This is a genomic window from Haloferax sp. Atlit-48N (assembly GCF_003383015.2).
Lineage (GTDB): Archaea > Halobacteriota > Halobacteria > Halobacteriales > Haloferacaceae > Haloferax > Haloferax volcanii.
Map to the genome: position 1 here is coordinate 24671 of NZ_CP137692.1, position 25361 is coordinate 50031.

The 25361-nt window shown below is 67.2% G+C and carries 29 protein-coding genes; 14 read left to right on the forward strand and 15 right to left on the reverse strand.

Translation table 11 applies throughout. The annotated features are described in order from the left end of the window. Window position 1 precedes the first annotated feature (1 nt). Window positions 2-304: an EthD family reductase gene (locus DEQ67_RS16705; protein ID WP_223174088.1), complete on the reverse strand. Its 303-nt coding sequence runs from the start codon at window positions 302-304 to the stop codon at window positions 2-4. A 161-nt stretch (window positions 305-465) separates the two neighbouring features. Here DEQ67_RS16705 and DEQ67_RS16710 point away from each other — a divergent pair, with 161 nt between their 5' ends. After that, entirely contained in the window at window positions 466-1233 is a 768-nt protein-coding gene (locus DEQ67_RS16710; protein WP_004064399.1) for an IclR family transcriptional regulator, read from the forward strand. A gap of 611 nt (window positions 1234-1844) precedes the next feature. On the opposite strand, the gene DEQ67_RS16715 is transcribed toward DEQ67_RS16710, so the two are convergent. The 4 genes from DEQ67_RS16715 to DEQ67_RS16730 all read right to left on the reverse strand — a co-directional run bounded on the left by DEQ67_RS16715 (window position 1845) and on the right by DEQ67_RS16730 (window position 6422). Then, the gene (locus tag DEQ67_RS16715) at window positions 1845-2726 is read right to left on the reverse strand and encodes an enoyl-CoA hydratase/isomerase family protein (protein WP_115803751.1); all 882 of its coding nucleotides are present in this window, start codon (window positions 2724-2726) and stop codon (window positions 1845-1847) included. Further along, window positions 2723-3607: a 3-hydroxyacyl-CoA dehydrogenase family protein gene (locus tag DEQ67_RS16720; protein ID WP_115803750.1), complete on the reverse strand. Its 885-nt coding sequence runs from the start codon at window positions 3605-3607 to the stop codon at window positions 2723-2725. The genes DEQ67_RS16715 and DEQ67_RS16720 overlap by 4 nt, the downstream gene beginning before the upstream one ends. A gap of 86 nt (window positions 3608-3693) precedes the next feature. Continuing rightward, window positions 3694-5262: a zinc ribbon domain-containing protein gene (locus tag DEQ67_RS16725; RefSeq protein WP_115803749.1), complete on the reverse strand. Its 1569-nt coding sequence runs from the start codon at window positions 5260-5262 to the stop codon at window positions 3694-3696. Continuing rightward, the gene (locus tag DEQ67_RS16730) at window positions 5259-6422 is read right to left on the reverse strand and encodes a thiolase domain-containing protein (RefSeq protein ID WP_008606546.1); all 1164 of its coding nucleotides are present in this window, start codon (window positions 6420-6422) and stop codon (window positions 5259-5261) included. Before DEQ67_RS16730 ends, DEQ67_RS16725 begins: the two co-directional genes overlap by 4 nt. A gap of 100 nt (window positions 6423-6522) precedes the next feature. Here DEQ67_RS16730 and paaK point away from each other — a divergent pair, with 100 nt between their 5' ends. Then, complete coding sequence (gene paaK, locus DEQ67_RS16735; protein WP_049916571.1) at window positions 6523-7812, forward strand: phenylacetate--CoA ligase PaaK; 1290 nt, start codon at window positions 6523-6525, stop codon at window positions 7810-7812. A gap of 9 nt (window positions 7813-7821) precedes the next feature. Here the strand turns inward: paaK and DEQ67_RS16740 are convergent, their stop codons facing one another. Then, entirely contained in the window at window positions 7822-8232 is a 411-nt protein-coding gene (locus tag DEQ67_RS16740; RefSeq protein ID WP_115803748.1) for a PaaI family thioesterase, read from the reverse strand. A 96-nt stretch (window positions 8233-8328) separates the two neighbouring features. Here DEQ67_RS16740 and DEQ67_RS16745 point away from each other — a divergent pair, with 96 nt between their 5' ends. After that, window positions 8329-8799, forward strand: coding sequence for a MaoC/PaaZ C-terminal domain-containing protein (locus DEQ67_RS16745; RefSeq protein WP_115803747.1), 471 nt, complete (start codon window positions 8329-8331; stop codon window positions 8797-8799). Window positions 8800-8821: 22 nt separating this feature from the next. Here DEQ67_RS16745 and DEQ67_RS16750 read toward each other — a convergent pair whose 3' ends face one another. Continuing rightward, the gene (locus tag DEQ67_RS16750) at window positions 8822-9346 is read right to left on the reverse strand and encodes a VOC family protein (RefSeq protein WP_115803746.1); all 525 of its coding nucleotides are present in this window, start codon (window positions 9344-9346) and stop codon (window positions 8822-8824) included. A 55-nt stretch (window positions 9347-9401) separates the two neighbouring features. On the opposite strand from DEQ67_RS16750, the gene DEQ67_RS16755 reads away from it, so the two are divergent. The 7 genes from DEQ67_RS16755 to DEQ67_RS16785 all read left to right on the forward strand — a co-directional run bounded on the left by DEQ67_RS16755 (window position 9402) and on the right by DEQ67_RS16785 (window position 17234). Continuing rightward, entirely contained in the window at window positions 9402-10406 is a 1005-nt protein-coding gene (locus DEQ67_RS16755; RefSeq protein ID WP_115803745.1) for an LLM class flavin-dependent oxidoreductase, read from the forward strand. Window positions 10407-10585: 179 nt separating this feature from the next. Beyond that, window positions 10586-11770, forward strand: coding sequence for an ABC transporter substrate-binding protein (locus DEQ67_RS16760; RefSeq protein ID WP_004064418.1), 1185 nt, complete (start codon window positions 10586-10588; stop codon window positions 11768-11770). Between the two features lies 1 nt (window position 11771). Next, window positions 11772-13772 carry an ABC transporter permease gene (locus DEQ67_RS16765; protein ID WP_115803744.1) on the forward strand — a complete coding sequence of 667 codons (2001 nt, stop codon included), beginning with the start codon at window positions 11772-11774 and terminating at the stop codon, window positions 13770-13772. Next, window positions 13765-14529, forward strand: coding sequence for an ABC transporter ATP-binding protein (locus DEQ67_RS16770; protein WP_004040866.1), 765 nt, complete (start codon window positions 13765-13767; stop codon window positions 14527-14529). Before DEQ67_RS16765 ends, DEQ67_RS16770 begins: the two co-directional genes overlap by 8 nt. Beyond that, window positions 14526-15254, forward strand: coding sequence for an ABC transporter ATP-binding protein (locus DEQ67_RS16775; protein ID WP_006600957.1), 729 nt, complete (start codon window positions 14526-14528; stop codon window positions 15252-15254). Before DEQ67_RS16770 ends, DEQ67_RS16775 begins: the two co-directional genes overlap by 4 nt. A 79-nt stretch (window positions 15255-15333) precedes the next feature. Beyond that, on the forward strand, window positions 15334-15717 hold the full coding sequence (locus DEQ67_RS16780) for a PaaI family thioesterase (RefSeq protein WP_004040864.1): 384 nt from the start codon (window positions 15334-15336) through the stop codon (window positions 15715-15717). Between the two features lie 68 nt (window positions 15718-15785). Beyond that, window positions 15786-17234, forward strand: a complete 1449-nt coding sequence (locus DEQ67_RS16785; protein ID WP_115803743.1) for an aldehyde dehydrogenase family protein — start codon at window positions 15786-15788, stop codon at window positions 17232-17234. Window positions 17235-17399: 165 nt separating this feature from the next. On the opposite strand, the gene paaE is transcribed toward DEQ67_RS16785, so the two are convergent. From paaE to paaA, 5 genes are read right to left on the reverse strand one after another with little or no spacing between them, the layout of a single operon-like run. Beyond that, window positions 17400-17567: a 1,2-phenylacetyl-CoA epoxidase subunit PaaE gene (gene paaE, locus DEQ67_RS16790; RefSeq protein ID WP_004040862.1), complete on the reverse strand. Its 168-nt coding sequence runs from the start codon at window positions 17565-17567 to the stop codon at window positions 17400-17402. Between the two features lie 3 nt (window positions 17568-17570). Beyond that, window positions 17571-18014, reverse strand: coding sequence for a 1,2-phenylacetyl-CoA epoxidase subunit PaaD (gene paaD / locus DEQ67_RS16795; RefSeq protein WP_004040861.1), 444 nt, complete (start codon window positions 18012-18014; stop codon window positions 17571-17573). Further along, on the reverse strand, window positions 18007-18825 hold the full coding sequence (paaC, locus tag DEQ67_RS16800; RefSeq protein WP_004040860.1) for a 1,2-phenylacetyl-CoA epoxidase subunit PaaC: 819 nt from the start codon (window positions 18823-18825) through the stop codon (window positions 18007-18009). Before paaC ends, paaD begins: the two co-directional genes overlap by 8 nt. 2 nt (window positions 18826-18827) lie before the next feature. Beyond that, window positions 18828-19148 carry a 1,2-phenylacetyl-CoA epoxidase subunit PaaB gene (gene paaB, locus DEQ67_RS16805; RefSeq protein ID WP_115803740.1) on the reverse strand — a complete coding sequence of 107 codons (321 nt, stop codon included), beginning with the start codon at window positions 19146-19148 and terminating at the stop codon, window positions 18828-18830. A gap of 5 nt (window positions 19149-19153) precedes the next feature. Next, window positions 19154-20098 (reverse strand): 1,2-phenylacetyl-CoA epoxidase subunit PaaA, encoded by a 945-nt coding sequence (gene paaA, locus DEQ67_RS16810; protein WP_115861918.1) that lies wholly within the window; start codon window positions 20096-20098, stop codon window positions 19154-19156. Between the two features lie 91 nt (window positions 20099-20189). Between paaA and DEQ67_RS16815 the strand changes: the two genes are divergently transcribed. Continuing rightward, a complete protein-coding gene (locus DEQ67_RS16815) occupies window positions 20190-20828 on the forward strand; it encodes a helix-turn-helix domain-containing protein (RefSeq protein ID WP_049896193.1) in 639 nt (212 codons plus the stop codon). An 80-nt stretch (window positions 20829-20908) separates the two neighbouring features. After that, entirely contained in the window at window positions 20909-21673 is a 765-nt protein-coding gene (locus DEQ67_RS16820) for an enoyl-CoA hydratase/isomerase family protein (RefSeq protein ID WP_004064433.1), read from the forward strand. 1 nt (window position 21674) lies between these two features. On the opposite strand, the gene DEQ67_RS16825 is transcribed toward DEQ67_RS16820, so the two are convergent. The 3 genes from DEQ67_RS16825 to DEQ67_RS16835 all read right to left on the reverse strand — a co-directional run bounded on the left by DEQ67_RS16825 (window position 21675) and on the right by DEQ67_RS16835 (window position 24257). Beyond that, complete coding sequence (locus DEQ67_RS16825; protein ID WP_147298727.1) at window positions 21675-22160, reverse strand: hypothetical protein; 486 nt, start codon at window positions 22158-22160, stop codon at window positions 21675-21677. A gap of 107 nt (window positions 22161-22267) precedes the next feature. Further along, window positions 22268-23140, reverse strand: coding sequence for an amidohydrolase family protein (locus DEQ67_RS16830; protein ID WP_115861920.1), 873 nt, complete (start codon window positions 23138-23140; stop codon window positions 22268-22270). Window positions 23141-23651: 511 nt separating this feature from the next. Further along, window positions 23652-24257, reverse strand: a complete 606-nt coding sequence (locus tag DEQ67_RS16835; RefSeq protein WP_006600952.1) for a class I SAM-dependent methyltransferase — start codon at window positions 24255-24257, stop codon at window positions 23652-23654. 87 nt (window positions 24258-24344) lie between these two features. Between DEQ67_RS16835 and DEQ67_RS16840 the strand changes: the two genes are divergently transcribed. Together DEQ67_RS16840 and DEQ67_RS16845 are read left to right on the forward strand one after the other, a co-directional pair. Continuing rightward, complete coding sequence (locus tag DEQ67_RS16840; protein WP_115803736.1) at window positions 24345-24746, forward strand: rhodanese-like domain-containing protein; 402 nt, start codon at window positions 24345-24347, stop codon at window positions 24744-24746. Window positions 24747-24855: 109 nt separating this feature from the next. Next, a complete protein-coding gene (locus DEQ67_RS16845) occupies window positions 24856-25323 on the forward strand; it encodes an FKBP-type peptidyl-prolyl cis-trans isomerase (RefSeq protein WP_004064439.1) in 468 nt (155 codons plus the stop codon). Window positions 25324-25361: the final 38 nt, after the last annotated feature.

Below are 25361 nucleotides of genomic sequence, written 5' to 3' on the forward strand. Positions count from 1 at the left end.
TTCAGGACCTGTCGAGGTGAACCGTCTCCTCGACGTAGAGCGTCGGTCCCCGTTCCATGTCGGTGAACGCCGCCGCGTCGGCGTTCACGCGCTGACCGACCTCGGAGTCGAACGCCGCCTTCAGAGCGGCCATGTCCTCGAAGTAGAGTTCGACGATACCGTCGTACTCGGACCGTTCGGGGTCGGTCGGGACGCTCGTCGCGTACTTCACGAGCCCCGGAAGCTCCCTCGCGAGGTCCGCGTGGCTCCCCCGCCACCGCTCGACGAACTCCTCGTGCGTGTAGTCGTCGTCCCGGACGAGCATATTCACCAATTTAATCATGCACGTCTGCTATCCAATCGGACGTTACTTTGCTCTATCGCTGACTCGCGGTTCGAGCGGCCGTCAGAGTCGTTCGAGGGAGTGGAACTGCTGTTCGAACTGTTCGAACAAGATTTATCACGAACGAACACCGAAGATAGGTGATGACAGACGACGAACAGCGCCGACCGGTGACGACGGCCGCCACGTCGCTCGGTATCCTCGAACAGCTCAAATCGGGGGGACCGATGGGGCCGACGGGGCTCGCCTCGGAGCTCGGATTGGCCAAGAGCACGGTCCACCGGCATCTGAAGACGCTCGAACGCGAGGGGTTCGTCGTCCCCGACGACGACGGCTACCGGGTCGGCCTTCGGCTCCTCGACTTCGGCATCTACGCGCGCGACCAGCACCAACTGTACGAGGTGGCCAAGCCGAAACTGGACGAACTCGCCGAGCAGACCGGCGAGAAAGTGTGGTGCGTCACAGAAGAGCAGGGCCGCGGGTTCCACCTCTACGGCGCGGCCGGCGCGCACTCGGTGCGGACGCCAGCGCGGGAGGGGACGCGCTCGTACCTCCACCAACTCGCCGCCGGCAAGGCCATCCTGTCGGCGTTCCCGGACGAGCGCGTCCGCGACATCGTCGACCGACACGGCCTCCCGGCGAAGACGCCGCAGACGATAACCGACCCCGACGCGCTCTTCGAGGAGCTGGCGACGATTCGCGAGCGCGGGTTCGCGCTCAATCGCGAGGAAATCGTCCCGAAACTCCACGCCGTCGGCGTCGCCGTCACCGACAACGAGGGCCGTCCCGTCGGAGCGATAAGCATCTCGGGGCCCTCGAACCGGCTTCGGGGCGACCGACTGACCGGCGACCTTGCGGACCTCCTCCTCGGCGCGGCCAACGAGGTCGAAATCAACCTCAACTTCTCCTGACCCGGTGTCTCGTCCCGCCGGCGAACCGAAGCTGCGGAACGGTTCGAACTGTTCGAACTCATTCAGCGAGTACTCTCCCGTTCGAAGCCGGAGAATCACGCTTTCGAGGAGCTGAGACGACGATTCGGTTGCGACGATTACTGTTCGAACCACTCGAACATAATGTGGTTATATTCCTATTATACTATTGTAGATTAACGCGGCGGGGCGCGAGAAATTACAGAATTACACCTGTCACGGATTGTGGCGTGGGAGACGAACCGTCCGTCTGCTGCCCTGTGGACCGGACACGTCGTCGCTGGGCTTCGTTCGCCCCGAAACCGTCGTTTATCCGTAATTCGAGATTCGGTGTTCGGTTCGGGCGCGAGCCGGCCTCGATAGCGACTGCCGACGCGGCGGCGTCGCTCGATTACGGCCTCACGTTCGAAAGGGCGGAACGTCCGCTCCTCCGCTGCTGCGCCCCCGATTTCGGACTCGCTCGCGGGCGGGCCGCTCCCGGTGTCGTGTTCACGGCGTGAAACTAGCGCTCGTGTCTGCGCTGCGAGTTCTCGCCGGACGGTCGCGGCGGTTTCGAAGCCGTTCGAGTAGTTCGAACGGCGTGGTTGAGGAGTCTATCGCTCGCGCTCGTGCCATTCGGGTTCGCGGTCCTCGAAGAACGCGTCGATACCCTCGTCCTTGTCTGGCGACCCGAACAATTGGGCGAACAGCTCCGCCTCGTACTCGATGCCCTGTTCGAGGTCTGTCCGCGACGCGGCCTTGACCGCTTTCTTGGCGAACTCCAGGGCCACGGGGCTCTTCGTCGCCATCAGCTCTGCGAGTTCGTACACCCGCTCGTCGAAGGTCTCGTCGCCGTGGACCTCCTCCACGAGGCCGATGTCCGCGGCCTCCTCGGCGGAGATGAGCTCGCCCGTCAGGACGAGTCGCATGGCGTGTCCCTCGCCGACGAGACGCGCGAGTCGCTGGGTGCCGCCCCCGCCGGGCATGATGCCGAGATTGATTTCGGGTTGGCCGAGTTTCGACCGCTCGTGGGCGATGCGAACGTCGCAGGCCTGCATCAGTTCGCAGCCGCCGCCGAGGGCGTGGCCGTTCACGCGGGCGATGACCGGCTGTCGGAGGTCGTCGACGCGTTCGTACACTCGCGGTCGCTTGCTCGCCTCGCGCTGTTCGAGCATATCGCGCTCGCGGAGCTCCGTTACGTCCGCGCCGGCGACGAACGCCTTCGCCTCGTCGGAGCCGGTGAGGACGACGACGCGGGCGCTGCTCGCTTCGATGGCGTCGAGGACGCGCTTGAGTTCAGCCCGGAGCGTCGCGTTGAGCGCGTTCCGCGCGTCGGGGCGGTTCAGCGTCACGGTGACGACGCCTTCGACGCGGTCGTCGACGACGGCGTCGACCGTCTCGCACTCGGCGGCGACCGACTCGACGGTCGATTCCCCTCCGTCGGTGCGGAGGTCGTCTGTCTGCGAGTCATCGGCGCTCGGCTCGTCACTGCTCATCGGTCCATCACGTCCTCGGACGCGCCGACGATTTCGCCGTCCTCCCAGACGTAGAAGCCCTCACCGGTCTTCTTGCCGAGCTTGCCGGCGCGGACCTTTCGCTTGAGAATCTGCGGCGGGCGGAAGCGCTCGCCCAGTTCCTCGCGTAGGTATTCGAGGATGTCGAGGCGAACGTCGAGGCCGACCGCGTCTCCGAGTTCGAGCGGCCCCATCGGGTGGTTGTACCCGAGCTCCATCGCGGTGTCGACGTCCGCGGGCGACGCGACGCCCTCCTGCACCATGCGCATGGCTTCGACGCCGAGGGCGACGCCGAGCCGCGAGGAGGCGAAGCCGGGCGAGTCACCGACCTCGACGGCGGTCTTGTCGATGCCTTCGACGAACTCGGTGGCGAACGCCAGCGTCGATTCGCTCGTCTGTTCCGCGACGACGACCTCGACGAGCCCCATGATGTGGACCGGGTTGAAGAAGTGGAGTCCGAGGCCGCGCTCCGGACGTTCGAGGGCGCTCAGTATCTCGGTCACGGAGAGCGACGACGTGTTCGACGCGATGACGGCGTCGTCGTCGACGAGGGATTCGACCTCCGCGACCGTCTCGCGCTTGAGTTCCATGTCCTCGGGAACCGCCTCGACGACGAGGTCGGCGTCGGTGACGGCCGCCTCCAGCGAGGTCGTCCCCGAGAGCCGGTCGAGCGTCGCCGCCATCTCGTCGGGCGTCACCTTGTCGCGGTCGACGCCGCCCCGGAGGTTCGACTCGATGGCGTCCAGTCCGTCGTCGACGTACGCCGCTTCGATGTCACGCATCGTCACCTCGTGACCGGCCATCGCGGCCACCTGCGCGATGCCGTGACCCATGGTTCCCGCGCCGAGTACACTCACTTGCATCACCGAAAGGGGTTCGGGAACCATCATAATCGTTTGCCCTCGTTTCGGTGTCGATGACCCGGTTCTGCTCCCGCGCCCCCGACCGATTACTCCCGCCGCGCCTCGGCCGGGACGACCTTGAAGCCGTACCTGACGACGCCCTCCTGCTCGTAGATGCGGCGCGGGACGGCCTCGACGCGGTCGCCGATTGCGGGCGTTCCGGCGGGCGAGTGGACGACCTGTGCGGGCGCGCTCACGGTTCGCTCGTCGGTCTCGCCGCCCTCGCCGCCCGGCCCGTCGAAGGCGACGACGGCGACCGGGAACGACCCGGCCCGCTGCTGTTGCTCGACGAACTCCGGCGGCGCGCCCCCCTGTCCGATGGCGGTCGCGGCCTCGACGGTTCCCGTTCCGGGCAGCGTCACGTCGTCGTAGCCCGCGAGCGACCCGCAGTCGGGACACGCGCCCTCCGGTGGGAACGAGAGCGCGCCGCACTCGGCGCACTCGCCGGCGACGAGGCGGTGTCGCTGCGGAATCGTCCGCTTCCACGTCGGCACGCTGACGTACGCACCGCCGCCAGCCGGCTCCCCGCCGGTGATGGTCCCGCGCCGCCGGAGCGCCTCCGCGTACGAGAGTTCCACGTCGCCGTCGAGGACCGCCTCGACCGGGACGACGGAACTGGCGGCGGCGTTGGTGTCTGTCGCCTCTGTGCTGAGCGCGAGCGCGGTCGCCCCCGCGCCGCCGCCGTAGCCGACGAGGAGTACCGAGGTCGCGGGGGACCGGCCGCCCGACTCGTCGGCTCCCGCGTCGCCCGCGGAGTCGAGCGCCGACGCGAGTCCGAGAATCGGCCCGGCGGCCCCGGCGTCACCGGTTCGCGAGACGACGGTCCCGGCCGCGATTCGCGCCGGTTCGACGTCGAGCGCGTTGGCCGCGCGGTACGGGAGTTTCCCGTCCGGCGCGGTGAGGGCCACGGCGTCTGGGTTCAGTTCCGTGGTGTCGATGCCGAGGGCCTCGACCGCTCCGGCGACCGCTCGCGTGTAGGCGTCGCGCTCGTACTGCGTGACGCCGATGGACTCCGTCTCGGCGCTCCCGAACCCTCGGAACCGCGTACCGGGTGCGGGGTCACCGAACTCGCCCACGGCGTCGACGACGAGCGGTCCGTCTTCGGCGAGGACGAGCGCGGTCGCCCCCGCCCCGGCACCGGCCGCCTCGTCGCTTTCGGGCGCTCCTCGCGGGCTGTCGGTGACGACGACGAGCCTCGGACTGCTCGCGCCGTCACCCACGTTCTGTGTCGCCTCGACCGTCGCCGCCAGCGCCACCGCGCCGGCGCGGGTACTCCCGCCGAACTGCCGGGTCGGAACCGACGGGTCGACGCCGAGGAGCGAGGCCAGCCGGACCGCGATTTCCTCCTCGTCGTTCGGCGGCGTCGTGGTCGCAAGGGCGAGGTGGTCGATGTCGCCGGCGTCAACCCCGGCCGCGCGGAGTGCGCGCCGGCCCGCCTCGGTCGCCATCGTCAGTGTGTCTTCGTCGGCGTCGGCGACGGCGACCCGGTCGACGCCCGGTGCGCCGCCGTTGTCCCACGCCTCGCGGTAGGCCGACGCGGGGAGGTACAGTCGGGGGACGTACGCGCCGACCCCGGCGATTCCGAGGGTCGTCCGAGTCGGGTCGTCGGCGCTCATAGCGCGCCTCCTTCGAGGACGTGGACGACGGCGGCACCGCCCGACCCGCCGACGTTGTGGGTGAGGCCGACGCTCGCGCCCGCGACTTGCCGGTCACCGGCCCGCCCGGTGAGTTGTTTGAACGCCTCGACGACCTGCCCCGCGCCCGTCGCGCCGATGGGGTGGCCCTTCGATTTCAGGCCGCCGGAGGGGTTGACGGGCAGGTCGCCGCCGAGTTCGGTCGCCCCCGAGTCGACCAGTTCGGGCGCGTGTCCGCGCTCGCAGAAGCCGAGGTCCTCGTACGCCAGCAGTTCGGCGATGGCGAAGCAGTCGTGGACCTCCGCGAAGTCCACGTCGTCGGGGCCGAGACCGGCCATCTCGTAGGCGGCCGCGGCGGCCCGCTCGGACGATTCGACGGCGGTGTAGCTGTCGCGCTGGAAGAGGCCGACGCGCTCGGAGGCGGCACCCACGCCCGCGACGCGGACCGCGTCGTCGCACGCGTTGGCAACGCCCTCGCTGGCGACGAGAACCGCGGCCGCGCCGTCGGAGGTCGGACAGCAGTGATAGAGATTCAGCGGGTCGGCCACGACGGGCGCGCTCCGCGCGTCGTCCAGCGAGCACTCGAAGCCGAGGTGCGCCTTCGGGTTCTTCGCGCCGTTCGCGTGGTTCTTCACCGCGACCTTCGAGAAGTGGTCCGGCGAGGCGTCGTAGGCGTCGAGGTACGCCGAGGCCATCTGGGCGTAGACGCCCGCGAACGTCGTCCCGGTGAGCCGCTCCCACTCCGTCTCGCCGCTGACGCCGAGCCAGTACTTCGCCACGTCGCCGCTCGTGTCGGTCATGACCTCGTAGCCCCCCGCGAGGGCCACGTCCGCCATCCCGCTTTTGACCGCCTGCACCGCCTGTCTGACCGCGTAGCCGCTCGCGGCGCAGGCGTTTTCGATTCGGGAACAGGGGACGCCGTGGAGGCCGACGTGCTCCGTCACGGCCGGTCCCGATAAGCCGAGTTGCCGACCGCCGACGCCCAGCGACCCGACGACGGCCTCGTCGATATCGGCCGCATCGACGCCGCCGGCGCTCCCCAGCGCCTCCTCGAACGCGGTCGCGAACAGCGACCGATAGCTCTCGTCCGGAAACGCGCCGTACTTCGATTGGCCCGCTCCGACGATGTATGCGTCTCGCATGATAGTCGATTACGTATCCCTCGCGAAATAGGTTCGCCCCGCAGTGCGGTCGGGCGACCGCATCATTTTTATCATATTCTATCATCGGGTTCAAACATATATGGTATTCGATAGCACGGAGACCGCCTCGCGGGAGGAACTCCGCGAGGTGCAGGACGGTCGCCTGCGGGAGACGGTTCGGAACGCGTACGAGAACGTCGAGTTCTACCGCGAGACGTTCGACGCGGCCGGACTCTCGCCCGCTGACATCGAGAGCGTCGAAGACCTGTCGAAACTACCGTTCACGACGAAGGAGGACTTCCGCGACCACTACCCCACGGGGATGTTCGCGGCCGACATGGACGACGTGATTCGCGTCCACGCGTCGTCGGGCACGACCGGCAAGCCCAAAATCGTCGGCTACACCCGCGAGGACCTCGACGTGTGGAGCAAGGCCGTCGCGCGGTGTCTCGTCGCGGCCGGCGTCGGTTCGGACGACGTGGTCCAGAACGCCTACGGCTACGGCCTGTTCACCGGCGGTCTCGGCCTCCACCAGGGCGTCGAGGAACTCGGCGCGACGGTCATCCCCATCGGCGGCGGCAACACCCAAAGACAGGTGGAACTGCTCTCCGACCTCGGAAGCGACGTCATCGCGTGTACCCCGTCGTACGCGCTCTATCTCGCCGAGGTCGCAGACGACATGGGAATCGACATCCGCGACCTGCCGCTTCGGACGGTCATCTTCGGCGCGGAGCCCTGCACCGAACCGATGCGAAACGAAATCGAAGAGCGACTCGGCGTGACCGGCATCGACATCTACGGCCTCTCGGAAATCGTCGGCCCCGGCGTCTCCGTCGAGTGCGAAGCGCAGGACGGCCTGCACATCTGGGAGGACTACTTCTACCCCGAGGTGGTCGACCCGAACACGGGCGACCCCGTCGAGGAGGGCGAGGAGGGAGAACTCGTGTTGACGACCCTCGCGAAGGACGCGCTGCCTGTCCTCCGGTATCGGACGGGCGACCTGACCACGCTGGACTACGACACCTGCGAGTGCGGCCGAACCTGCGTCCGCATGGACAACATCACGGGCCGGTCGGACGACCTGATAATCGTTCGCGGCGTGAACTTCTACCCGAGCGAGGTCGAGTCGGTCGTCCTCGAGTTCGACGAAATCGCGCCGCACTACCGCATCGACCTCCGCCGCGAGGGGAGCCTCGACCGGGTCGAAATCACGGTCGAACTGGTCGAGGAGTTCGACGGGTCGCTGTCGGACCTCGAAGGGCGGATTCAAAAGCGGCTCTCGAACGTGCTCTCGTTTACGCCCGACGAACTGCACCTCGTCGAGTACGGCGACATCGCGCGCACCGAGGTCGGAAAGGTCCAGCGCGTCTACGACCACCGCGGCCAGTAACGCGCGTCGTCAGCGACCGCCGGGCTTGTAGACGCGCCCCCGAAAGGTCGCGATTCGCTCGCCGTCCCCGCCGGAGACGATGACCTCGTACTCCGCGGTCCGTCCCCCGAGGTGCGTCTCCCGGGCGACCGCGCGGAGCGTCTCGCCCACCTCGGCGGCCGCGAGGTACGAGATGTTCGTCTCCAGCGCGAACGCGGCGTCGCCGTGGCTGTTCGAGGCGGCCGCGAAGGCCGCGTCCGCGAGGCTGTACACCGCGCCCCCGTGGGGCGTCCCGTGGAAGTTCAGGTGGTCTTCGGCCACGGTCAGCGTCGTCTCCGCGTACCCGTCATCGACCTCGGCGAGGTCGATGCCGACGCGCCCGCAGTAGGGGTCGTTCGAGGCGCGCTCCCGTATCTCCGCGTAGTCGTCTTGCTCCGACATGCGACCACACGTCGTCCTGCGCTCCCCAAGTAGCCACCGACTGTCAGGAAAGATAGGTATGTAAACTACTTTATCTGATGGCGGTGACGGTGAGGTATGGCATACAGCTACGAACCGCACTACTTCGAGGACTTCGAGGAGGGCAAGGAGTTCCAGAGCGTCGGTCGCACCGTCACCGAGGCGGACTTCATGATGTACTCCGCGCTGTCGGGCGACTGGACCGAACTCCACACGAACAGCGAGTACGCGGAAGACACCCAGTTCGGCCAGCGAATCGCCCACGGGCCGATGACGTTCGTCCAGTCGACCGGCTTCGTGTACCGGTCGGGCATCGTCGAGCGCACCGCCATCGCCTTCCTCGGGATGAACTACATGGACCTGCCGAACCCGGTGTTCATCGGTGACACGCTCTCGCAGACGATGGTCGTCTCGGAGCGGAAGGACCTCGGGAGCCGCGACGACGCCGGCTTGGTCGTCCTCGAAATCGAGATGACGAAGCAGGACGGCACGGTCGTCCTCGAAGGCGACATGAAGTTTCTCATCAAGACGAAGTCGGCCGCGGAGTAAGGCGGCTCCCCGACCCGGAGACTCACGAATCTAACCGCTCGCCGCGGACGAACAACGCGTCGTCGGCCCCCTTCTCGCCGTAGTCGTCGTGGTACTCCATCAACTGAAAGAGCGCGCCGGTCGGGTTTCGCGGCGAGACGAACGCCTCGGTCCAGCCGTCTTCCACCGCGTACCCCACGACACGCTCGCCCGCGGCGTCGAGGGCGGCGACCATCGCGTCGACGTCCGACACCTCCAGCGTGACGTGGTGGAGGCCGGGGCCGTGCTCGTCGAGGAAGGTCGTCAGAAACGACTCCCCGTCGACGGGCGCGACGAGTTCGATTCTGGAGGCGTCGCCGAGGACGTAGGTCGCCCACTCGAACGAGCCGTCCGCGACCGTCTCGCGGTGGACGCGCTCGCAGCCGAGCGCGCACAGCGTCGGCTCGGCGGCCTCGACGTCCTCGACGGCGATTCCCACGTGGTCGACGCGCGCGGCCGGCGGCGCTGGCTCCGTCGCGGTCGCGGTCGCAGTCGTCGAATCCGAGGGTGCCGAGTCGTCGGGACTCATCTCCGACGAACTCGGTGTTCCTAACTATTAATAGCTAAGGTACGAACTCAGAGTCATGAAACTCGGGACGGGACTGTTCACCTGCCAGCGGCGGCCGGACGACGACCGGGCGATGGCCGACCTGTACGACGAGATGCTGACGCTCGGGCGGGAGATAGACGACGCGGGCCTCGACAGCGCGTGGGTGTCCGAACACCACTTCATGCCGGACGGCTACCTCTCGGGGACGATGCCCGCGCTCGGGGCGCTCGGGGCGGCGACCGAGTCGGTCGAACTCGGGACGTGTATCGCGCTCGCGCCGCTGTACGACCCGATTCGGCTCGCGGAGGACGCGGCGACGGTCGACCTCATCTCGGGCGGGCGAACGACGCTCGGCCTCGCAATCGGCTCGAACCCCCGCGAGTTCGACGCCTTCGGCGTTCCGCGAGACGAGCGCGTCGACCGCCTCGCCGACGCCGTCTCCCTCCTCCGCGACGCGTGGTCAGACGGCCCGATAGCGCACGAGTCGCCGTTTCACGAGGGTGCGACCGGTGTCGACGTGACGCCCAAACCGGCACACGACGTGCCCCTCATGCTCGGCGGCGCGGCCAAGCCCGCGGTTCGCCGGGCGGCCCGGACGGCGGACGCGTGGTGCGCGCCGTCGTCGCTCTCCCTCGACGGCGTGCGCAAGCGCGTCGAGGACATCCGGAGCGTCCGGGAGGCCGAGGGACTCGACGGTGAGTTCACGATATACGTCCTCCAACACGGTTTCGTCGGCGACTCGAAGGCCGAGGCGTGGGACGCGATGAGAGACGGCTACCTCTACCTCCAGCGCCGGTACGCCGAGATATTCTCCGGCGACGAGGTTCCCGAACTGTCCGACGAGCGCCGGGCGGAGCTCAAAGCACAGGCCATCTTCGGCACGCCCGACGACGTGGTCGCGGAGCTCGACCGCTACCGCGGCGCGCTCGGCGACGACATCCACTTCATCTTCCGCACCTACCACCCCGGCATCGGCACCGACCGGATGGTCGAGTCCGTCCGCCGACTCGGCGACGAGGTCCGACCGCGACTCGCCTGAGGGACCGAACCGGGGGCTCAGGGCCGAACGCGACGTTCTCGTCGTCGGCATAACGCAAACATTTAAACGTGAAGTTTTTCATGTTACATGTGAACATACACACCATGAGAGACGATTGTTCAGCGGACAGCGGCGCACGGCCGCGTCCGTCGCGGCGACGGTTCGTACAGGCGGCTGGGTTGGCGGGCGTGACCGGGCTGACGGGCGTCGCCGGCTGTCTCGGCGGCGGCGGGGGCGGCGGGTCGAACGCCATCACCTACGGGGTGATTAGCCCGATGACCGGCCCGTACGGCGGTCTCGCGGTCGGCCAGCGGAACGGGGCCGAGTTGGCGATACGGCACGTCAACGAGAACGCGGACATCGACGTGGAGATAACGGGCGTCTACGAGGACACCGAGGCGGACCCCTCGACCGGCCGGCGGAAGGCGCAGTCCGTCGTCGAACAGGACGGGGCGTCGTATCTCATGGGCGCGATATCGTCCAGCGTCGCGCTCGCGCTCAACGAGTTCGCGGCCGAAGAGGAGATTATCTACAACCCCGGCGGGGCCGCGGTTCCCATCACGGGGTCGAACTGCAACGAGTGGGTGTTCCGCGCCGAGACGAACACGGCGCAGATGGCCGAAGCCGTCTCCGACTACACCGCCGAGAACCTCGGCACCAAGGTGTGGTTCCACATCGCAGACTACGCCTACGGCGAGTCGGTGATGCAGCGCGTCGAGCGTCGCATGCGCGACGGCCACGACATCGAAGTCGTCGGCCGGAGCCGCTCGCAGCTCGGCTCGACCAACTACAACTCCTACGTCAGCCAAATCGCCAACTCCGACGCCGAGGTGGCCGTTCTCGGCATGACCGGCGGCGACCTCATCAACTTCGTCAAGCAGGCGGCGAGTCAGGGGCTCAAAGAGAGCGTGAACCTCATGTCGCCGACGATGACGTTCTCGGTCGTCCGCGGCGCGCTCGGCGAGGCCGCCTACGGCACCTACGGCGGGGTCCGCTACCTGCCGACGCTCGAAACGGGCGACAACCAGTCGTTCGTCGAGGCCTACCGGAGCGAGTACGACTCCCTGCCGGACAACTTCGCGCGGGCCGCGTACATGTCCGTTCGGATGACCGCGCGGGGCATCGCGGAGGCCGGGTCGACCGCCCCCGCGGAGGTCAAAGAGGTGCTCCCGGGCCTCGAAATGGACACGATTCTCGGGGCGAACCAGTTCCGCGACTGCGACCACCAGGCGACGAACCCGGTGTGGCCGGGCGAACTCGTCGCGCCGGACGGCGGGAGCGGTCCCGCGACCGTCGAACTCGGCGGGATGATAGCCGGGGCGGACGCGCTCCCCGACTGCGGCGAACTCGGCTGCTCGCTCTAGCATGTCGGTCGCTAGTGCCGTCGCCGAGCAGGTCCTCAACGGGCTCGTCGTCGGGATGGTGTACGTCCTGCTCGCTGCCGGGCTCTCCATCATCTTCGGCGTCATGGACGTCATCAACTTCGCCCACGGCGAGCTGTTCGCCCTCGGCGCGTACTTCGCGTTCGCCATCGCCGGCCCCCTCGGCGGCGCGGGCTTCTGGGTCGCGCTCGTCGTCGCGCCCCTCCTCGTCGGCGTCGTCGGGATGGGTATCGAGCGGCTCACCGTCAAGCGGCTGTACGGCCGCGACCCGCTGTACCACATCCTCCTGACGTTCGGACTCGTCCTCATCGTCAACGACCTCATCACGTCGGTGTGGGGCAAGTCCGCCCAGCCGTTTCCGATCCCCTCGATTCTCGACCAGCCGGTCGCGCTGTTCGGGTTCAACTACTCGCTGTACAACTACGGCATCATCGTCTTCGGGTCGGCGCTGGCGCTCGGCACGTGGCTCCTGTTGAACCGCACCCGCTTCGGGATGATAATCCGCGCCGGCTCCGAGGACCGCGAGATGGTCCGCACCCTCGGCATCGACATCGACCGCTACTACACCCTGACGTTCGGGTTCGGCGCGGCGCTCGCCGGCGTCGCCGGCATCGTCCTCGGCGCGTACCAGAACGTCAGCCCGACGATGGGAAGTTCGGTCATCATCCCGGCGTTCGTCATCGTCGTTCTCGGCGGCCTCGGGTCGTTCCGCGGGGCCGTGGTCGGCGGTCTGTTCGTCGGTCTCGTCCAGACGTTCGCCCGGACGTACGCGCCGTTCCTGGAGGGACTCATCGTCTTCCTGCTCATGATTGCCGTGCTCGTCGTCAAGCCGACGGGGCTGTTCGGCACGAGCGTCGGCGCGGGCGACCACCACGACGGCGCGCTCCTCCACGGCTCCGGCGGCGGCGTGCTGTCCGCGGCGACCCGCGCGAAACTCGGCTACGCCGGCGTCGGCGCGCTCCTCGTCGTCCCGCTTCTCGCGGAGGTGACCGGCGTCACCTACTCCGTGACGCTCCTCGAAGACATCCTCATCTGGGCGCTGTTCGCGCTCAGCCTCGACCTCGTGCTCGGCTACGCGGGCCTCGTCTCGCTCGGTCACACGCTGTTTTACGGGGTCGGCGCGTACGCCTCGGTTCTCACGCTCATGCACCTCTCGCCGTCGGTGTTCGTCGCGCTCGCCGTCGCCGTCGCCGTCTGCGCGGCCATCGCGTGGGGCGTCGGCTACCTCTCGATACGCGTGTCCGGGGTGTTCTTCGCCATGATAACTCTCGGGTTCGCGGAGCTGTTCTACAACGCCGTGTTCAAGTTCGACTTCACCGGCGGCTCCGACGGCCTGTTCGGCGTCGACGCGTTCTACGGTCTCGCCGGCCTCGGCGTCGACCCCGGCGAGTTCGCGGTCCCCCTGGGTCCGTTCGTCCTCGACGGCGGCGTCGTCCAGTACTACTTCCTCCTCGCCGTCGTGGTCGGGTCGTACCTGCTGGCCCGCCGCCTCATCCGCGCGCCGTTCGGCTCGGTGTTGCAGTCCATCCGCGAGAGCGAAGAGCGCGCCTCGTTCATCGGCTACGACGTAACCGCCTACAAGCGCCGCGCCTTCGTCGTCTCCGGCGGCCTCGCGGGGCTCGCCGGCGGGCTGTTCGCCGCCAACAACGGCTACGTCGCGCCGTCGTTCCTCCACTGGATAAACTCGGGCGAGGTCATCGTGATGACCGTCCTCGGCGGCATGGGAACGCTCTACGGGCCGATGCTCGGCGCGGGCGTCTTCGTCGCCGCGGAGGACGTGCTCTCGTCGTACATCGACCAGTGGCAGCTCGTCATCGGCGTGCTGTTCGTCCTGTTCGTCATCTTCGTGCCGCGGGGGCTCGTGTCGCTCCCGCGGACGGTGGCGGACCACCCGCTTTTCGAATCGGCCGTCGGCGGCCGGTTCCGCGACCGCGTCGGCGAACAGGCCGGCGTCACCGACCCGGAGGTAGACCGCCGTGAGTGACCCGATACTGCGGACCGAGAACCTGACGAAGGAGTTCGGAAAGCTCGTCGCCGTCGACGACGTGACCCTCGACGTGGAACGCGGCGAGTTCCGGAGCCTCATCGGCCCGAACGGGGCCGGCAAGACGACCACGTTCAACCTCCTGACCGGCGCGCTCCGGCCGACCCGCGGCACCGTGACGTTCAACGGCGAGAACGTGACCGCGCTCCCGCCGCACGAGCGCGTGCGCCGCGGCCTCGGCCGGTCGTTCCAAATCACGAACGTCTTCTCGGGGCTCACGGTCCGCGAGAACGTCCGCCTCGCCGCGCAGGCGGCCCGCGAAGGCGGCTTCACGCCGGTCGAAGCGTACCTCCGGCGAAGCGACGCCTTCGACGACGTGAACGAGCACACCGACCGCGTGCTCGACCGCTCCGGTCTCTTGGGCCGCGGCGACGAACCCGCGGACGTGCTCGCTTACGGCGACAAGCGCCGGCTCGAAATCGCCATCGTGCTCGCCACCGACCCCGACATGGTGCTTCTGGACGAGCCGACCGCCGGCATGAGCGCCGAGGAGACGCGGGCCACGATGGACCTCATCGACGAGGTGCTGTCGGACCGGACGCTCCTGCTCATCGAACACGACATCGACCTCGTGATGCGGGTGTCCGACCGCATCACGGTCCTCCACCGCGGCGAGGTACTGGCCGAGGGGACGCCCGCGGCCGTCTCGGAGGACCCGGAGGTCCGCGAGGCCTACTTCGGGGGTGTCGAGACGTGAGCGACGACCCGCTCTTGTCCGTCCGCGGACTCGTCTCGGGCTACGGGTCGACCCGCGTCCTGCAAGGCATCGACCTCGACGTGCCTCGCGGGTCGGTCGTCACGCTCATCGGGCGCAACGGCGTCGGCAAGACGACGACGCTCCGGAGCATCCTCGGGAACGTCCCGCCGTCTGAGGGGACTATCACCTTCGACGGGGCGGACATCACGACGCTGTCGCCGGAGAAGACCGCCCGCGAGGGCATCGCACTCGTCCCCGAGGAGCGCCGCGTCTTCCCCGGCCTGACCGTCTCCGAGAACGTCGAAATCGGCCGCATCGGCGGTCGTCGAGACGCCGAAAAACCGACCGTCGACGCCATCGTCGACGAGTTCGAGAACCTCGCGCGCCACCGGAACAGCCGGGGTGCGAACCTCTCGGGCGGCGAACAGCAGATGCTCGCCATCGCCCGAGCGCTCGTCTCCGCGCCGGACCTCCTGTTGCTCGACGAACCGACCGAAGGGCTCGCGCCCGCCGTCGTCAAGCAGGTCCAGCGAAAAATCGAGGAACTGAACGACGACGGCGCGACCATCCTCCTGGTCGAACAGAACGTACAGGTCGCCCTCGACGCCGCGGACTACGTCTACATCCTCGACAAGGGCCGGGTCGTCCACGAGGGCCCCGCCGACGAGGTCGCGGCCGCCGACGAGGTGCTCGACCGGTACCTCGGCGTCTCGATGGCCGACTGACGGCCCTCGGCGTCTCGTCGGCCGCCCGGCCGGGGCCGACCGACGAAACGAACTTAACGGACCTGTGCGAACTAGCGGCATGGACATCGAGGAGTTCTTCGAGAGCATGCCGTTCGCGCGGCTGTTGGGCGTCGAAGTCACCGAGGTCGCAGACGGGCACGCGGAGGGTCGCGTCGAGATGCGCGAGGAACTGTCGTGGAACGCCGACCGGGTGATGGCCCACGGCGGCGTGACGTTCACCCTCGCGGACACGGTCGGCGGCGCGGCGCTCGTCAGCGAGGTCGACCAGCCCGTCCCGACTATCGATATGCGAATCGACTATCTCAACGCGGGGACCGGTGACCTCCGCGCCGAGGCCGACGTGGTTCGACTCGGCGGCGACGTGGGAACCGTGGACGTGGACGTGTACGCGACGGACGGGAATCACGTGGCGACCGCGAGGGGAGTCTACAAAACCGGTTGAGTTCTCCGCCCGCCGCAGAGTTAGTAATCAACAATAGTTAATATTATGCGCGAAAAGGGTATTTCGTAATGGAATACAGTGGCCCGACCGGTCTCTACATCGACGGGAACTGGGTAGCCGCGGCATCGGACGAGACCATCGAGACGCGCGACCCGGCGACCGAAGCGCCGTACGCCGAGGTCGCCCGCGCGGGCGAGGCGGACGTCGACGCCGCGGTGCGGGCGGCGAACTCGGCGGGCGCTCGCGGCGGCGAGTGGGAGACCACGAGCGCGGCCGAGCGCGGCGAGAAACTGCGCGCGATGGCCGACTTCATCGAGGCGCGGAAAGACGAGATAGCGCTCGTCGAGTCCCACGATAACGGCAAGACGCCGTTCGAGGCCGGTATGGAGGTCCAGATGGTCGTCGACACCTTCCGCTACTACGCCGGGTGGACCGACAAGGTGACCGGCGAGTACAACCCCGTCCCCGGCCGGCGCGTCAACTACACGACCCGCGAACCGCTCGGCGTCACCGGACACATCGTCCCGTGGAACTACCCGTTCCAACTCGCGGGGCGCAGTCTCGCGCCGGCGCTCGCCTGCGGCAACACGGCGGTGGTAAAGCCCTCCAGTCAGACGCCGCTTTCGGCGCTCTACTACGGCCTCGCGGCCGAGGAAGCAGGCCTCCCCGACGGCGTGGTGAACGTGGTTCCCGGTCGCGGGTCCGAGGCGGGGTCGGCGCTCGCGTCGCACCCCGACGTGGCGCACGTCACCTTCACCGGCAGCACCGACGTCGGCACGGGCGTCATGGCCGACGCCGCGGCCAACGTGACCGGGGTCACGCTCGAACTCGGCGGGAAGGGCCCCAACGTCGTCTTCCCCGACGCCGACCTCGACGCCGCCGCCAAGGGTGTCCACTACGGCATCTTCATGAACGCCGGCCAGATGTGCTGGGCCGGGTCGCGCCTGCTCGTCCACGAGGAGGTGGCCGACAACCTCGTCGAGCGCGTCGTCGCGCGCGCCGAGTCGACCCCGCTCGGCTCCGGCATCGACGACGGCCGGATGGGGCCGGTCGTCAGCGAGTCCCACCGCGAGGACGTGTTGGAGTACATCTCCCTCGGCGTCGAGGAGGGCGCGACCGTCGCCTGCGGCGGGGGCGTTCCCGAGGACAAGGACACCGGCTACTTCGTGGAGCCGACGGTTCTCACCGACGTGACGAACGACATGACCGTGGCCCGCGAGGAGATATTCGGCCCGGTCCTCGTCGTCACCGAGTTCTCGGACCGAACGGAGGCGATCGAACTCGCCAACGACTCGCCGTACGGGCTTCTCGCCGGCGTCTGGACCGAGGGGCTCTCTCGCGCCCACGGCGTCGCCGACGCGCTCGACTACGGGATGGTCAGCGTCAACGAGTACCCGGTCACGTTCCCGCAGACGCCCTTCGGCGGCACGAAACAGAGCGGTCACGGCCGCGAGCAGGGAGCCGAGGCCGTCCGCGAGTTCACACAGGCGAAGAACGTGAACCTCAACCTCGGCTGATTCGCCCGCGAATTCGGCTCGCAATTCGCTGAACGGCTCGGCCCTCTCCCCGCACTCCGCTGCACGCTCCTGCCCTCGACCCGCCGTCCCCGGAGTGACCGCCTCGGCGCTCCGCGGACGCCGTTCGAAAAAAAAAACCGCTCTTCTCCGGTCGCTCCGCCGACGTTATTCGAACCGCTGGAACGGCTCTTGACAGTCGTTACAGAAGTGCATCGACCGGCACAGTCCCGGCCCTTTCGGGTGCTCGCGGACGGTGTTCGTGCCGCCGCAGTACGGGCACTCCGCGCCCGACGTTTCGCCCGTCGTCTCGGTGCTTGGGTCGAAGCGGCGCATCGCTCACACCCCCAGCCCGAACTCGCGGAGGGCTTCGCGGCCCGCCTCGGTCACCATGTCGACGGTCCACTCCGGCGTGAACCGGAGCCGTACGGACGCCTCGTCGACGCCGGCCGCCAGAATCGCGCACTGCACGTCGTTTTCGAGGTAGTCGCGCGCCGGACAGCCGGTGTACGTCAGCGTCATCTCGACGATACCGAGCGTCTTCGTCTCGCCGTCTTCGCCCTCTCGCTCGACGACCCGAACGTCGTAGATGAGGCCGAGGTCGACGATGCTCACCGGCATCTCGGGGTCCTCGATTTCGTAGAGGGCGTCCCAGATGTCGGCTTCGACGCCCGTGGCTCCGACGCCCGTCTTCGGGAAGCCCTCGGGGACCTCGCCGTCGACGTACTCCGTGTAGCCGCAGGCCGTCGCCTCGCGCGCGTCGTCGGCGCTCACGTCAGACACGCTCCCCGCCGATTCTCGCCGGCTCGGGCGCTTCGAGCTCGTCGTACGTCCGCCGGAACTCCGCGGCCAGTTCGTCCCAGTGGTCGGTGTGGGTGCCGTCGCGGCCGCGGGCGCTCGGGCGCTCGACCTCGTCGGGTTCGGGCACGTCGAGCCCGAGCGATTCGAGGTACGGAATGACCGTCTCCAGCCACTCGATGCGGAGGTCGGCGGTGGACATCGTCCGGAAGCCGTTGTCGACGATTGCGTCCTCGTATTCGGGCTCGACGAAAAGCGAGAGTGCGTGGGGGAACAGCCGGTCGAGCGCGTCCTGCACGCGGTCGCGGCTGTCGCCCTCGGCGAGGCGGTCGAGCCAGCTCTGGGCGTTTTCGAGGTGGTAGCGCTCCTCGCTCAGCACCTTCCCGACGCGGTCGGAGAGCGGCGCGTAGCTGGTGTCGACGAGCGCGTCGAGGCGCAGGCGCTCGGCGGCGTCGTAGAGGTAGCTCCGAAGGACCACGTCGGCCCAGTCGCCCTCCGCGAACGGGAGTTCGACCAGCGTGGCGTGTCTGAACTCGTCGGCGGGGCGCTCCCAGATGAGTTCCGCCTCGGTGTGGCCGAGTTCTTCGAGCAGGTCGTACCACAGGCGGGCGTGGCCGAATTCGTCCTGTGCGACGTTCGCCAACGCGAGGTCGGACTCCAGCGTCGGCGCGTAAATCTGCCACTCGATGAGGCGCTCGCCGTGGACGTACTCGTCGTCCGCGAGGCGGAACAGCAGCTCTTCGAGCGCGGCGCGCTGTTCGGCGTCGAGGTCTTCGGGATTGAGGGCGTCGGGCATGGTTAGCTGTCCGCCTCGAGCGATTTCTCCACGTCGGCCTGCTCGGCCTCGCTTTCGGCGACTTCCGGCGCGGCGGGTTTGATGTCCGTGTACGAGGTGGCCCAGCGGTAGGTCTTGTCGGTCGTCCCGCCGAAGCTCGTCTCGTCGGCGTCGATTTCACCGATTTCGTCGTGCGGAACGACCCACAGGCTGTGGGTCTTCATCCGTCGGCCGTGCTGGACGGCCGCGAACTGGAGCGCCAACTCGCGGTCCGGCGCGTGGACGTTGCCGCAGTGTTTGTGGTACGCTCCCGGTTTGTCCTGTCTGAACACTTCCCAAATCATGGTTCTCAGTCCGCCGCCTGCGGGGTTTCGGCCCCCGACGCGCCCTCCCAACTGTGCATCGATTCGCGCACCCACTCGACCGCCGCCTGCGCCTTTGCGCGGGAGTTAATCTGCTCGTGGCTCCCGTCCGAGGTGTTCTTGGCGATGGTCCAGAACTCGTCCCAGTTCAGGTCGTCCTCGTTGACGTGGTAGGTGTCGAGTTCCTCGTCGTACTCGATGCGCGGGTACTCGGGGACGACGAGGCCGTACTTCTCCGCTTTCGGGACGTAGGTGTCGAGGAAGGTGTCGCGAAGTTCGTCGTTGGACTTCGTCTTCAGGCCGACCTCCTGCGCGAAGTCGTTGTGGACGGACTTGTCGTTGGTCGGGCCGAAGAACTGGATGATGCGCGGCCACCACGTCTCGAAGGCGGCCTGCGTCTTCTCTTGGGTCGCCTTCGACCCGTTCATCAACTCGGAGAGGATGGATTCGCCGTGTTTGACGTGGAAGCCCTCCTCGAAGCACACTTTGTCCATCGCGTGGGCGTACGGCGTCCACGACGTGTTCTTGAGCGTCGCCTGCCGGTGCATGGCCGCGCCGTCGACGAAGAACGCTATCATCGGCACCTCGTGCCACGACTCCATCGGGTAGTGGAAGCAGTTGAGGAACTTGCCGTCGCCGCGGGCGAGTTCGTCCAGCATCTCGTCGCGCGTCTTGATGCCGAGGGACTCGGCCGCGCGGTAGAGCAGTTGCGCGTGGCCGATTTCGTCCTGCACCTTCGCCGAGAACGCCAGCTTTCGGTCGATGCTCGGCGCTTGCCGGATGAACGGCTTTTCGAGGTACCCGCCCATCACCTCGCTGTTCGCGTGGAACTGAATCATCCGCGTCGCGGCCTTGCGGTACTCCTCCGGCATGTCGTCTTTCGGAGCGAACTGCCGCGGGCCCGCCCGTTCTTTGACGGTTTCGAGGTCCATTGGTCTATCAGGAACTATCATCTATAACTACTTACGAATTGACCCGTCCATGGCCTGCCTTTTTATATCACTGTCGCGTACCCACACGCAGATGATAGCGGAGTGCTTGGTGGCCGAGTTTCGCATCGACGGCGACGACTGCCCGCTGGCACGGGCGACCGACGCGGTCCCCGTCGCGGTCGACGCGAACGCGCCGCAACTCCGCGCCGACGGCAACGTCCTGCTTCATTTTTCGGCTCCCGCGGACGACCGGCTCCCCGAGGCCCTCGACGACGACGACGCCATCCGCTACCTCCACGTCACCCGCGGCGACGACACGTACACCTTCCGTTGTCTCTCGAAACACCCCTGCGTCGTCCACGAGCTCGTCGACGCCGGCTTCCTCGTCGAGTCGATGCGGTACGACGACGGCGGCGCGACGATGCGCGGGGCGGTCGTCGGCTACGACGTACTCCGCGGCGTGATGGAGACGGCCGGCGGCACCGTCGGTATCCAACTCCAGCGCGTCTACCCGCTTCGGGCGGACGAGGAATCGCCCATCGGTCGAGCGTGGGACCTCACGCCCGCGCAGGAAGCCGCCCTCCGGGCGGCCGTCGAGATGGGGTACTTCGACCTCCCCCGGAGTATCACGGCTCGGGACGTGGCGGACGAACTCGGAATCAGCAAGTCGGCGTTCCTCGAACGGCTCCGCCGGGCGCAACAGTCGGTGTTCGGGGCGCTGCTCGCGTGAACCGGAACCGCGGCGACTCGCTCGACTCGCCCGCCGGTTCGCCGGCGAGGCTATTTACCCCGCGTCCCCGTAGCGCGGGTATGCGAGTCGACGACGCCGACGGCGTCCGGACCGTGACGTTCGATAGACCCGAGGCGAAAAACGCGTTCACCGCCGACGTGGCCCGAGAGCTCTCGGCGGCGCTCGAAGCGCTCTCTCCCGAGGCGTTCGACGCCGCGGTGATAACGGGCGACGGCGACGCCTTCAGCGCCGGCGGCGACATCCGGGCGATGGCCGAGCGCGACGAGACCGCCCGGGAGGCCTACGAGCGCGTCCGCGGCACCCTCGGCCGCGTCGCCGAGGCGATTCTCACCGCCCCGGTGCCGGTCGTCGCCCGCGTCAACGGCGACGCCGTGGGCGCGGGGACCTCCGTCGTCGCCGCCTGCGACTTCGCCTACGCCGCCCGCGACGCCCGCTTCGGCGCGTCGTTCGTCAACGTCGGACTCGTCCCCGACGCGGGCGCGACGGTGACACTCCCCCGGTTGGTCGGCCTCCGCGCCGCGAAGGAACTCGCCTTCACCGGGAAACTCGTCTCGGCCGAGCGCGCCGCGGAACTCGACCTCGTGAACGAGGCGGTCGAGCCCGCCGACCTCGATGCCGTCGTGGGCGAGACGGTGGAGACGCTCGCCGCCCAGCCGACGGAGACGCTCGCGCTGGCGAAAGAAGCGATACACGCGAACCTCGGCCGGTCGTGGACGGACGGCCTCGAACGCGAGGCCCACGCCCAGACGCTCGCCTACGACACCGACGCCCACGAAGAGGGCGTTTCCGCGTTCTTAGAGAAACGGCGGCCGGAGTTTGAGTAGTTTAGAGGCGCTTCACGACGTAGTACAGTGATGCGACAACGGGTATGAAAAATGACGCTATTGGCCACACGACTCTGTTTGGCCGGTTGGACACCTGTTCAGCATGTTGTAACTGGGCATCAGCGAAGATTACGACCGGCGTGACTATCCACGCGAAGAGAAACACGAGTACTGCTTGGTCTCCACTTACTGCGCCGCTATTTGGACCGCCAAACGCATACATGATGCCCCAAAACTGGACACATAGACTCACGACCACCCATTTCAATCTGCCTCCTGCGGACTCCTTTTCCGATTCAACGGGTACCGCGATTGTTCCATCGTCGTTGAGTTTGTCCGGGTCGTAATTACGCAACGTCTCTGATACGTGTGAATCGGAGCACCCCACTGCGGTTGCTATACGTGTGTTAGACCAGTTCGGGTTGTCTCTCTTTTTATAGAGAATTGCCTGTTGCTTCGCGGTAAGCTGTCGGTTCTCGTACTTCATCGCCCGTCCCAACGATACTGTATCTGAATATTGACTGTCCCAATCCCCATACGAAAACGCGTTCGGAACACATATTGAATGTTACTGAACTAGCGCATCCGACATATCTATAACTCGAGGAACCGTTCCGCGTTCTCCCAGAGGAGTTTTCGCTTCACCTCCTCGGAGGCGTCGAAGTGCTCCTCGAAGGACTCGAACCACCGCCCCGGTCGAATCATCGGGTAGTCGGTGCCGAACATCACCTTGTCCTGCAAGACGGTCTTGGCGTAGTGAAGCACCTGCTCGTCGATGTACTTCGGGAGCCACCCCGAGAGGTCCATGTAGACGTTGCCCTTCTGCTGGCAGATGGCGAGTTGCTCTTTTTCCCACGGGTACGCCGGGTGGGCGATGAGAATCTGGAGGTCCGGGTGCTCGGCGGCCACGTCGTCGATGAGCATCGGGTCGCCGTACTTGATTTTCAGGCCGCGGCCGCCGGGCGAGCACGCCCCGAGCGTGGAGTTCCCGCCGTGGAAGACGACCGGCACGCCGAGGTCCTCGATGGCGTCGAACAGCGCCCTGTGTTCGTCGTCGCTCGGGTCGAACCCCTGCGCGATTTGCTGGAACTTGAACCCCGAGAGACCGAGGTCCTCAACGCATCGGACCGCCTCCTCGACGCAGTCGTCTTTCAGCGGGTCGACGCTCCCGAACCCGACGAAGAACTCCGGGTGTGCGTCGCGGACCTCGGCCACGTAGTCGTTCGGAACCGGCGGGTTTCCGGTGTTCGTCTCGGCGTCCCACCCGAGGAGCACCGCCCGCCCGATGTTGTGCTCGCGGTACTCGGCTATCATCTCCTCGTAGCTCCACGTCTCCATCTCCGCGCCGAACCTGTTCGCCGCGTCCCGCATCATCTCCCCGCCGGCGTCTTCGAGGAACTCCGCGGTCGGCTGATGGGCGTGCGTGTCGATGATGCGCGGCTCGTCGAGCCAATCCAACACGGTCATTCGTGTATGACCGTCTCCGAGCGATAAAAATTGAACGGACGGAGCCGACCGAATGATGGCGCGGCGGCGTTGGCGTACCGCCACGGGGGGCGATTCGACGCGCAACCCAATCAGTCACCGGCCAATCCGGTTAGGGTCGCTGCTCAGTCCCGCCCCGACTCGAAGAAGCTTTCCTCGTAGGAACCCGGCTGTGATACTGGTTCACTGCGGTGCCGATACGGCTGGCGAGGGGAGAGTAATTTAATATACGATTTCTATCATATTGCGGACAAAGAGTTGGAGTCGAAGCCCGGATTCGTTTTGACAACTCATGTCAATAAAATTTCAAACTCCCAAACGTTGTAACTCTACTCTGGGTTGTCTTTTAAGACACATTAGATACGTCTCTCACCCGGATTTATGTGGGGGATCTCTGTCTGATGGATTTAGAAACAACATATAGTTTTTCTTGTCATCTCGGTACAACAGCGGATTCTCCCCAGATCACGCTGCACATATTTTATCAGAATTATTATATATAAACTCTGCTCCGCGGGTACGACTGCGCCCCTCCCCGCGTGTTCCGCGCGATAATCGTCGCCGTCGCGGACTGCCGGTCGTCGCGCGGTTCGGTCGATTCGTCGTAGTACAGCACCGTGAGGTCGAGGCAGGCGCGGAGCAGTTCGTTCGAGTCGAAGCGGTATCTGTCGGTGCTCGGCCCCACCGTCGCGGGCGGGTCGGCCCGCAGGTGGTGCTGGTAGAACAGGACGCCGCCGGGCTTCAGCGCCGCCTTGATGTCGGCGAGGCGGTCCAGCGTCCGGAAGTAGCTGATGGTGACGAGGTCGTACGTCGACTCGGGGAACTCGTAGGTTGTCGCGTCGGCCCGAATCGTCTCCACGCGGTCGGTGAATCCGCGGGCCCGGGCGCGCTCGTCGATGATGCTCAACCCCTCGCTCGACTGGTCGAGCGCGTCGACTCGGTAGCCGTTTGCGGCGAGAAACAGCGCGTTACGGCCGCTGCCGGCCGCCACGTCGAGCGCGCGGCCGTCTGGCAGTTCGTCGAGGTACGCCCGAAGCACCGGCGACGGCTCCGGGTCGGTCGGATACGTTCCGGTCCGGTAGCGTTCGTCCCACTCCATACGGGCGCTACGCGGACCGCCGTGTTCAAGCTACGGCGTCGGTCTCGGCGGGTGGGACGCGGAAGCGCCAGCGACGTGGAGAGACCTGTGCCCACGATTCGTCCCGACGAGCTTGACGCCCGCCTCGACGACGGGGACGACCTGTTCATCCTCGATATCCGACCGGCGTCGAACTACCGGCGCGGCGCAATCGACGGGAGTCACGTGAGCGACGCGAACGGACCCGCCGGGAGCCGAAACGTCCCCGTCTACGACGACCTCCGGTCGGGCGACGACGCCTCGCTTCGAGGTCGGCTAGACGAGATTCCGCGGGACTGCGACGTGGTCGTCGTCTGCAAGATGGGCATCGTCGCCAAGCGGGCGACGAGTCTCCTCCGCGAGGAGGGGTACGACGCGGTGACGCTCGCGGGCGGGATGAGCGGGTGGAACGGCTACCAGCGCGGGTCGCTGGGCTACAAACTCCGGTCGCTCGTCTGGCGACTGTTCTGAGGCGCTCCGGTGGCGCGCCGAGAGTACGAGCGCGCCTCGTTCTGACAACCAGATTACATACTCGTCGGCAGTGCGGTCACTTATCCGTCTCCGGCAGCGAGTACGGGGTATGACGATTGAAACCGGCGACTCCGTTTCGCTCGAATACGTCGGAACGCTCCCTGACGGCACGGTTTTCGACACGTCGCGTCAGGACGTGGCCGAGGCAGAGGGTCTCGCGGAGGCCCAGCCCGACCGCGACTACGAGCCGCTCGCGGTCGAGGTCGGCGCGGGAACCGTCATCGAGGGACTCGACGAGGCGCTCGTCGGCATGTCCGTCGGCGACGAGGAGAGCATCGAAATCCCGCCGGAGAAGGCCTACGGCGAGTACGACGAGGACCTCGTCCGCGAGCACGAGACCGAACAGCTCCGCGAAGTGCTCGGTGACGAGCCCGAGGAGGGCCTGTACGTCCAGACCCAGCAGGGCGGCCTCGGCGAAATCGTCCACGCCGACGACGACGTGGTCCGCATCGACTTCAACCACGAACTCGCGGGCGAGACGCTCGTCTTCGACGTCGAAATCCTCGACGCGAACTGAACTGACCTGAACCGCGCCGCAGTCTCGCGGTTCGACCC

Coding starts and splice junctions, on each gene's coding strand:
- DEQ67_RS16705 (WP_223174088.1), bottom strand. CDS start 304: ATGCTCGTCCGGGACGACGACTACACGCACGAGGAGTTCGTCGAGCGG.
- DEQ67_RS16710 (WP_004064399.1), top strand. CDS start 466: ATGACAGACGACGAACAGCGCCGACCGGTGACGACGGCCGCCACGTCG.
- DEQ67_RS16715 (WP_115803751.1), bottom strand. CDS start 2,726: ATGAGCAGTGACGAGCCGAGCGCCGATGACTCGCAGACAGACGACCTC.
- DEQ67_RS16720 (WP_115803750.1), bottom strand. CDS start 3,607: ATGCAAGTGAGTGTACTCGGCGCGGGAACCATGGGTCACGGCATCGCG.
- DEQ67_RS16725 (WP_115803749.1), bottom strand. CDS start 5,262: ATGAGCGCCGACGACCCGACTCGGACGACCCTCGGAATCGCCGGGGTC.
- DEQ67_RS16730 (WP_008606546.1), bottom strand. CDS start 6,422: ATGCGAGACGCATACATCGTCGGAGCGGGCCAATCGAAGTACGGCGCG.
- paaK (WP_049916571.1), top strand. CDS start 6,523: ATGGTATTCGATAGCACGGAGACCGCCTCGCGGGAGGAACTCCGCGAG.
- DEQ67_RS16740 (WP_115803748.1), bottom strand. CDS start 8,232: ATGTCGGAGCAAGACGACTACGCGGAGATACGGGAGCGCGCCTCGAAC.
- DEQ67_RS16745 (WP_115803747.1), top strand. CDS start 8,329: ATGGCATACAGCTACGAACCGCACTACTTCGAGGACTTCGAGGAGGGC.
- DEQ67_RS16750 (WP_115803746.1), bottom strand. CDS start 9,346: ATGAGTCCCGACGACTCGGCACCCTCGGATTCGACGACTGCGACCGCG.
- DEQ67_RS16755 (WP_115803745.1), top strand. CDS start 9,402: ATGAAACTCGGGACGGGACTGTTCACCTGCCAGCGGCGGCCGGACGAC.
- DEQ67_RS16765 (WP_115803744.1), top strand. CDS start 11,772: ATGTCGGTCGCTAGTGCCGTCGCCGAGCAGGTCCTCAACGGGCTCGTC.
- DEQ67_RS16780 (WP_004040864.1), top strand. CDS start 15,334: ATGGACATCGAGGAGTTCTTCGAGAGCATGCCGTTCGCGCGGCTGTTG.
- DEQ67_RS16785 (WP_115803743.1), top strand. CDS start 15,786: ATGGAATACAGTGGCCCGACCGGTCTCTACATCGACGGGAACTGGGTA.
- paaE (WP_004040862.1), bottom strand. CDS start 17,567: ATGCGCCGCTTCGACCCAAGCACCGAGACGACGGGCGAAACGTCGGGC.
- paaC (WP_004040860.1), bottom strand. CDS start 18,825: ATGCCCGACGCCCTCAATCCCGAAGACCTCGACGCCGAACAGCGCGCC.
- paaB (WP_115803740.1), bottom strand. CDS start 19,148: ATGATTTGGGAAGTGTTCAGACAGGACAAACCGGGAGCGTACCACAAA.
- paaA (WP_115861918.1), bottom strand. CDS start 20,098: ATGGACCTCGAAACCGTCAAAGAACGGGCGGGCCCGCGGCAGTTCGCT.
- DEQ67_RS16815 (WP_049896193.1), top strand. CDS start 20,190: ATGATAGCGGAGTGCTTGGTGGCCGAGTTTCGCATCGACGGCGACGAC.
- DEQ67_RS16820 (WP_004064433.1), top strand. CDS start 20,909: ATGCGAGTCGACGACGCCGACGGCGTCCGGACCGTGACGTTCGATAGA.
- DEQ67_RS16825 (WP_147298727.1), bottom strand. CDS start 22,160: ATGAAGTACGAGAACCGACAGCTTACCGCGAAGCAACAGGCAATTCTC.
- DEQ67_RS16830 (WP_115861920.1), bottom strand. CDS start 23,140: ATGACCGTGTTGGATTGGCTCGACGAGCCGCGCATCATCGACACGCAC.
- DEQ67_RS16835 (WP_006600952.1), bottom strand. CDS start 24,257: ATGGAGTGGGACGAACGCTACCGGACCGGAACGTATCCGACCGACCCG.
- DEQ67_RS16845 (WP_004064439.1), top strand. CDS start 24,856: ATGACGATTGAAACCGGCGACTCCGTTTCGCTCGAATACGTCGGAACG.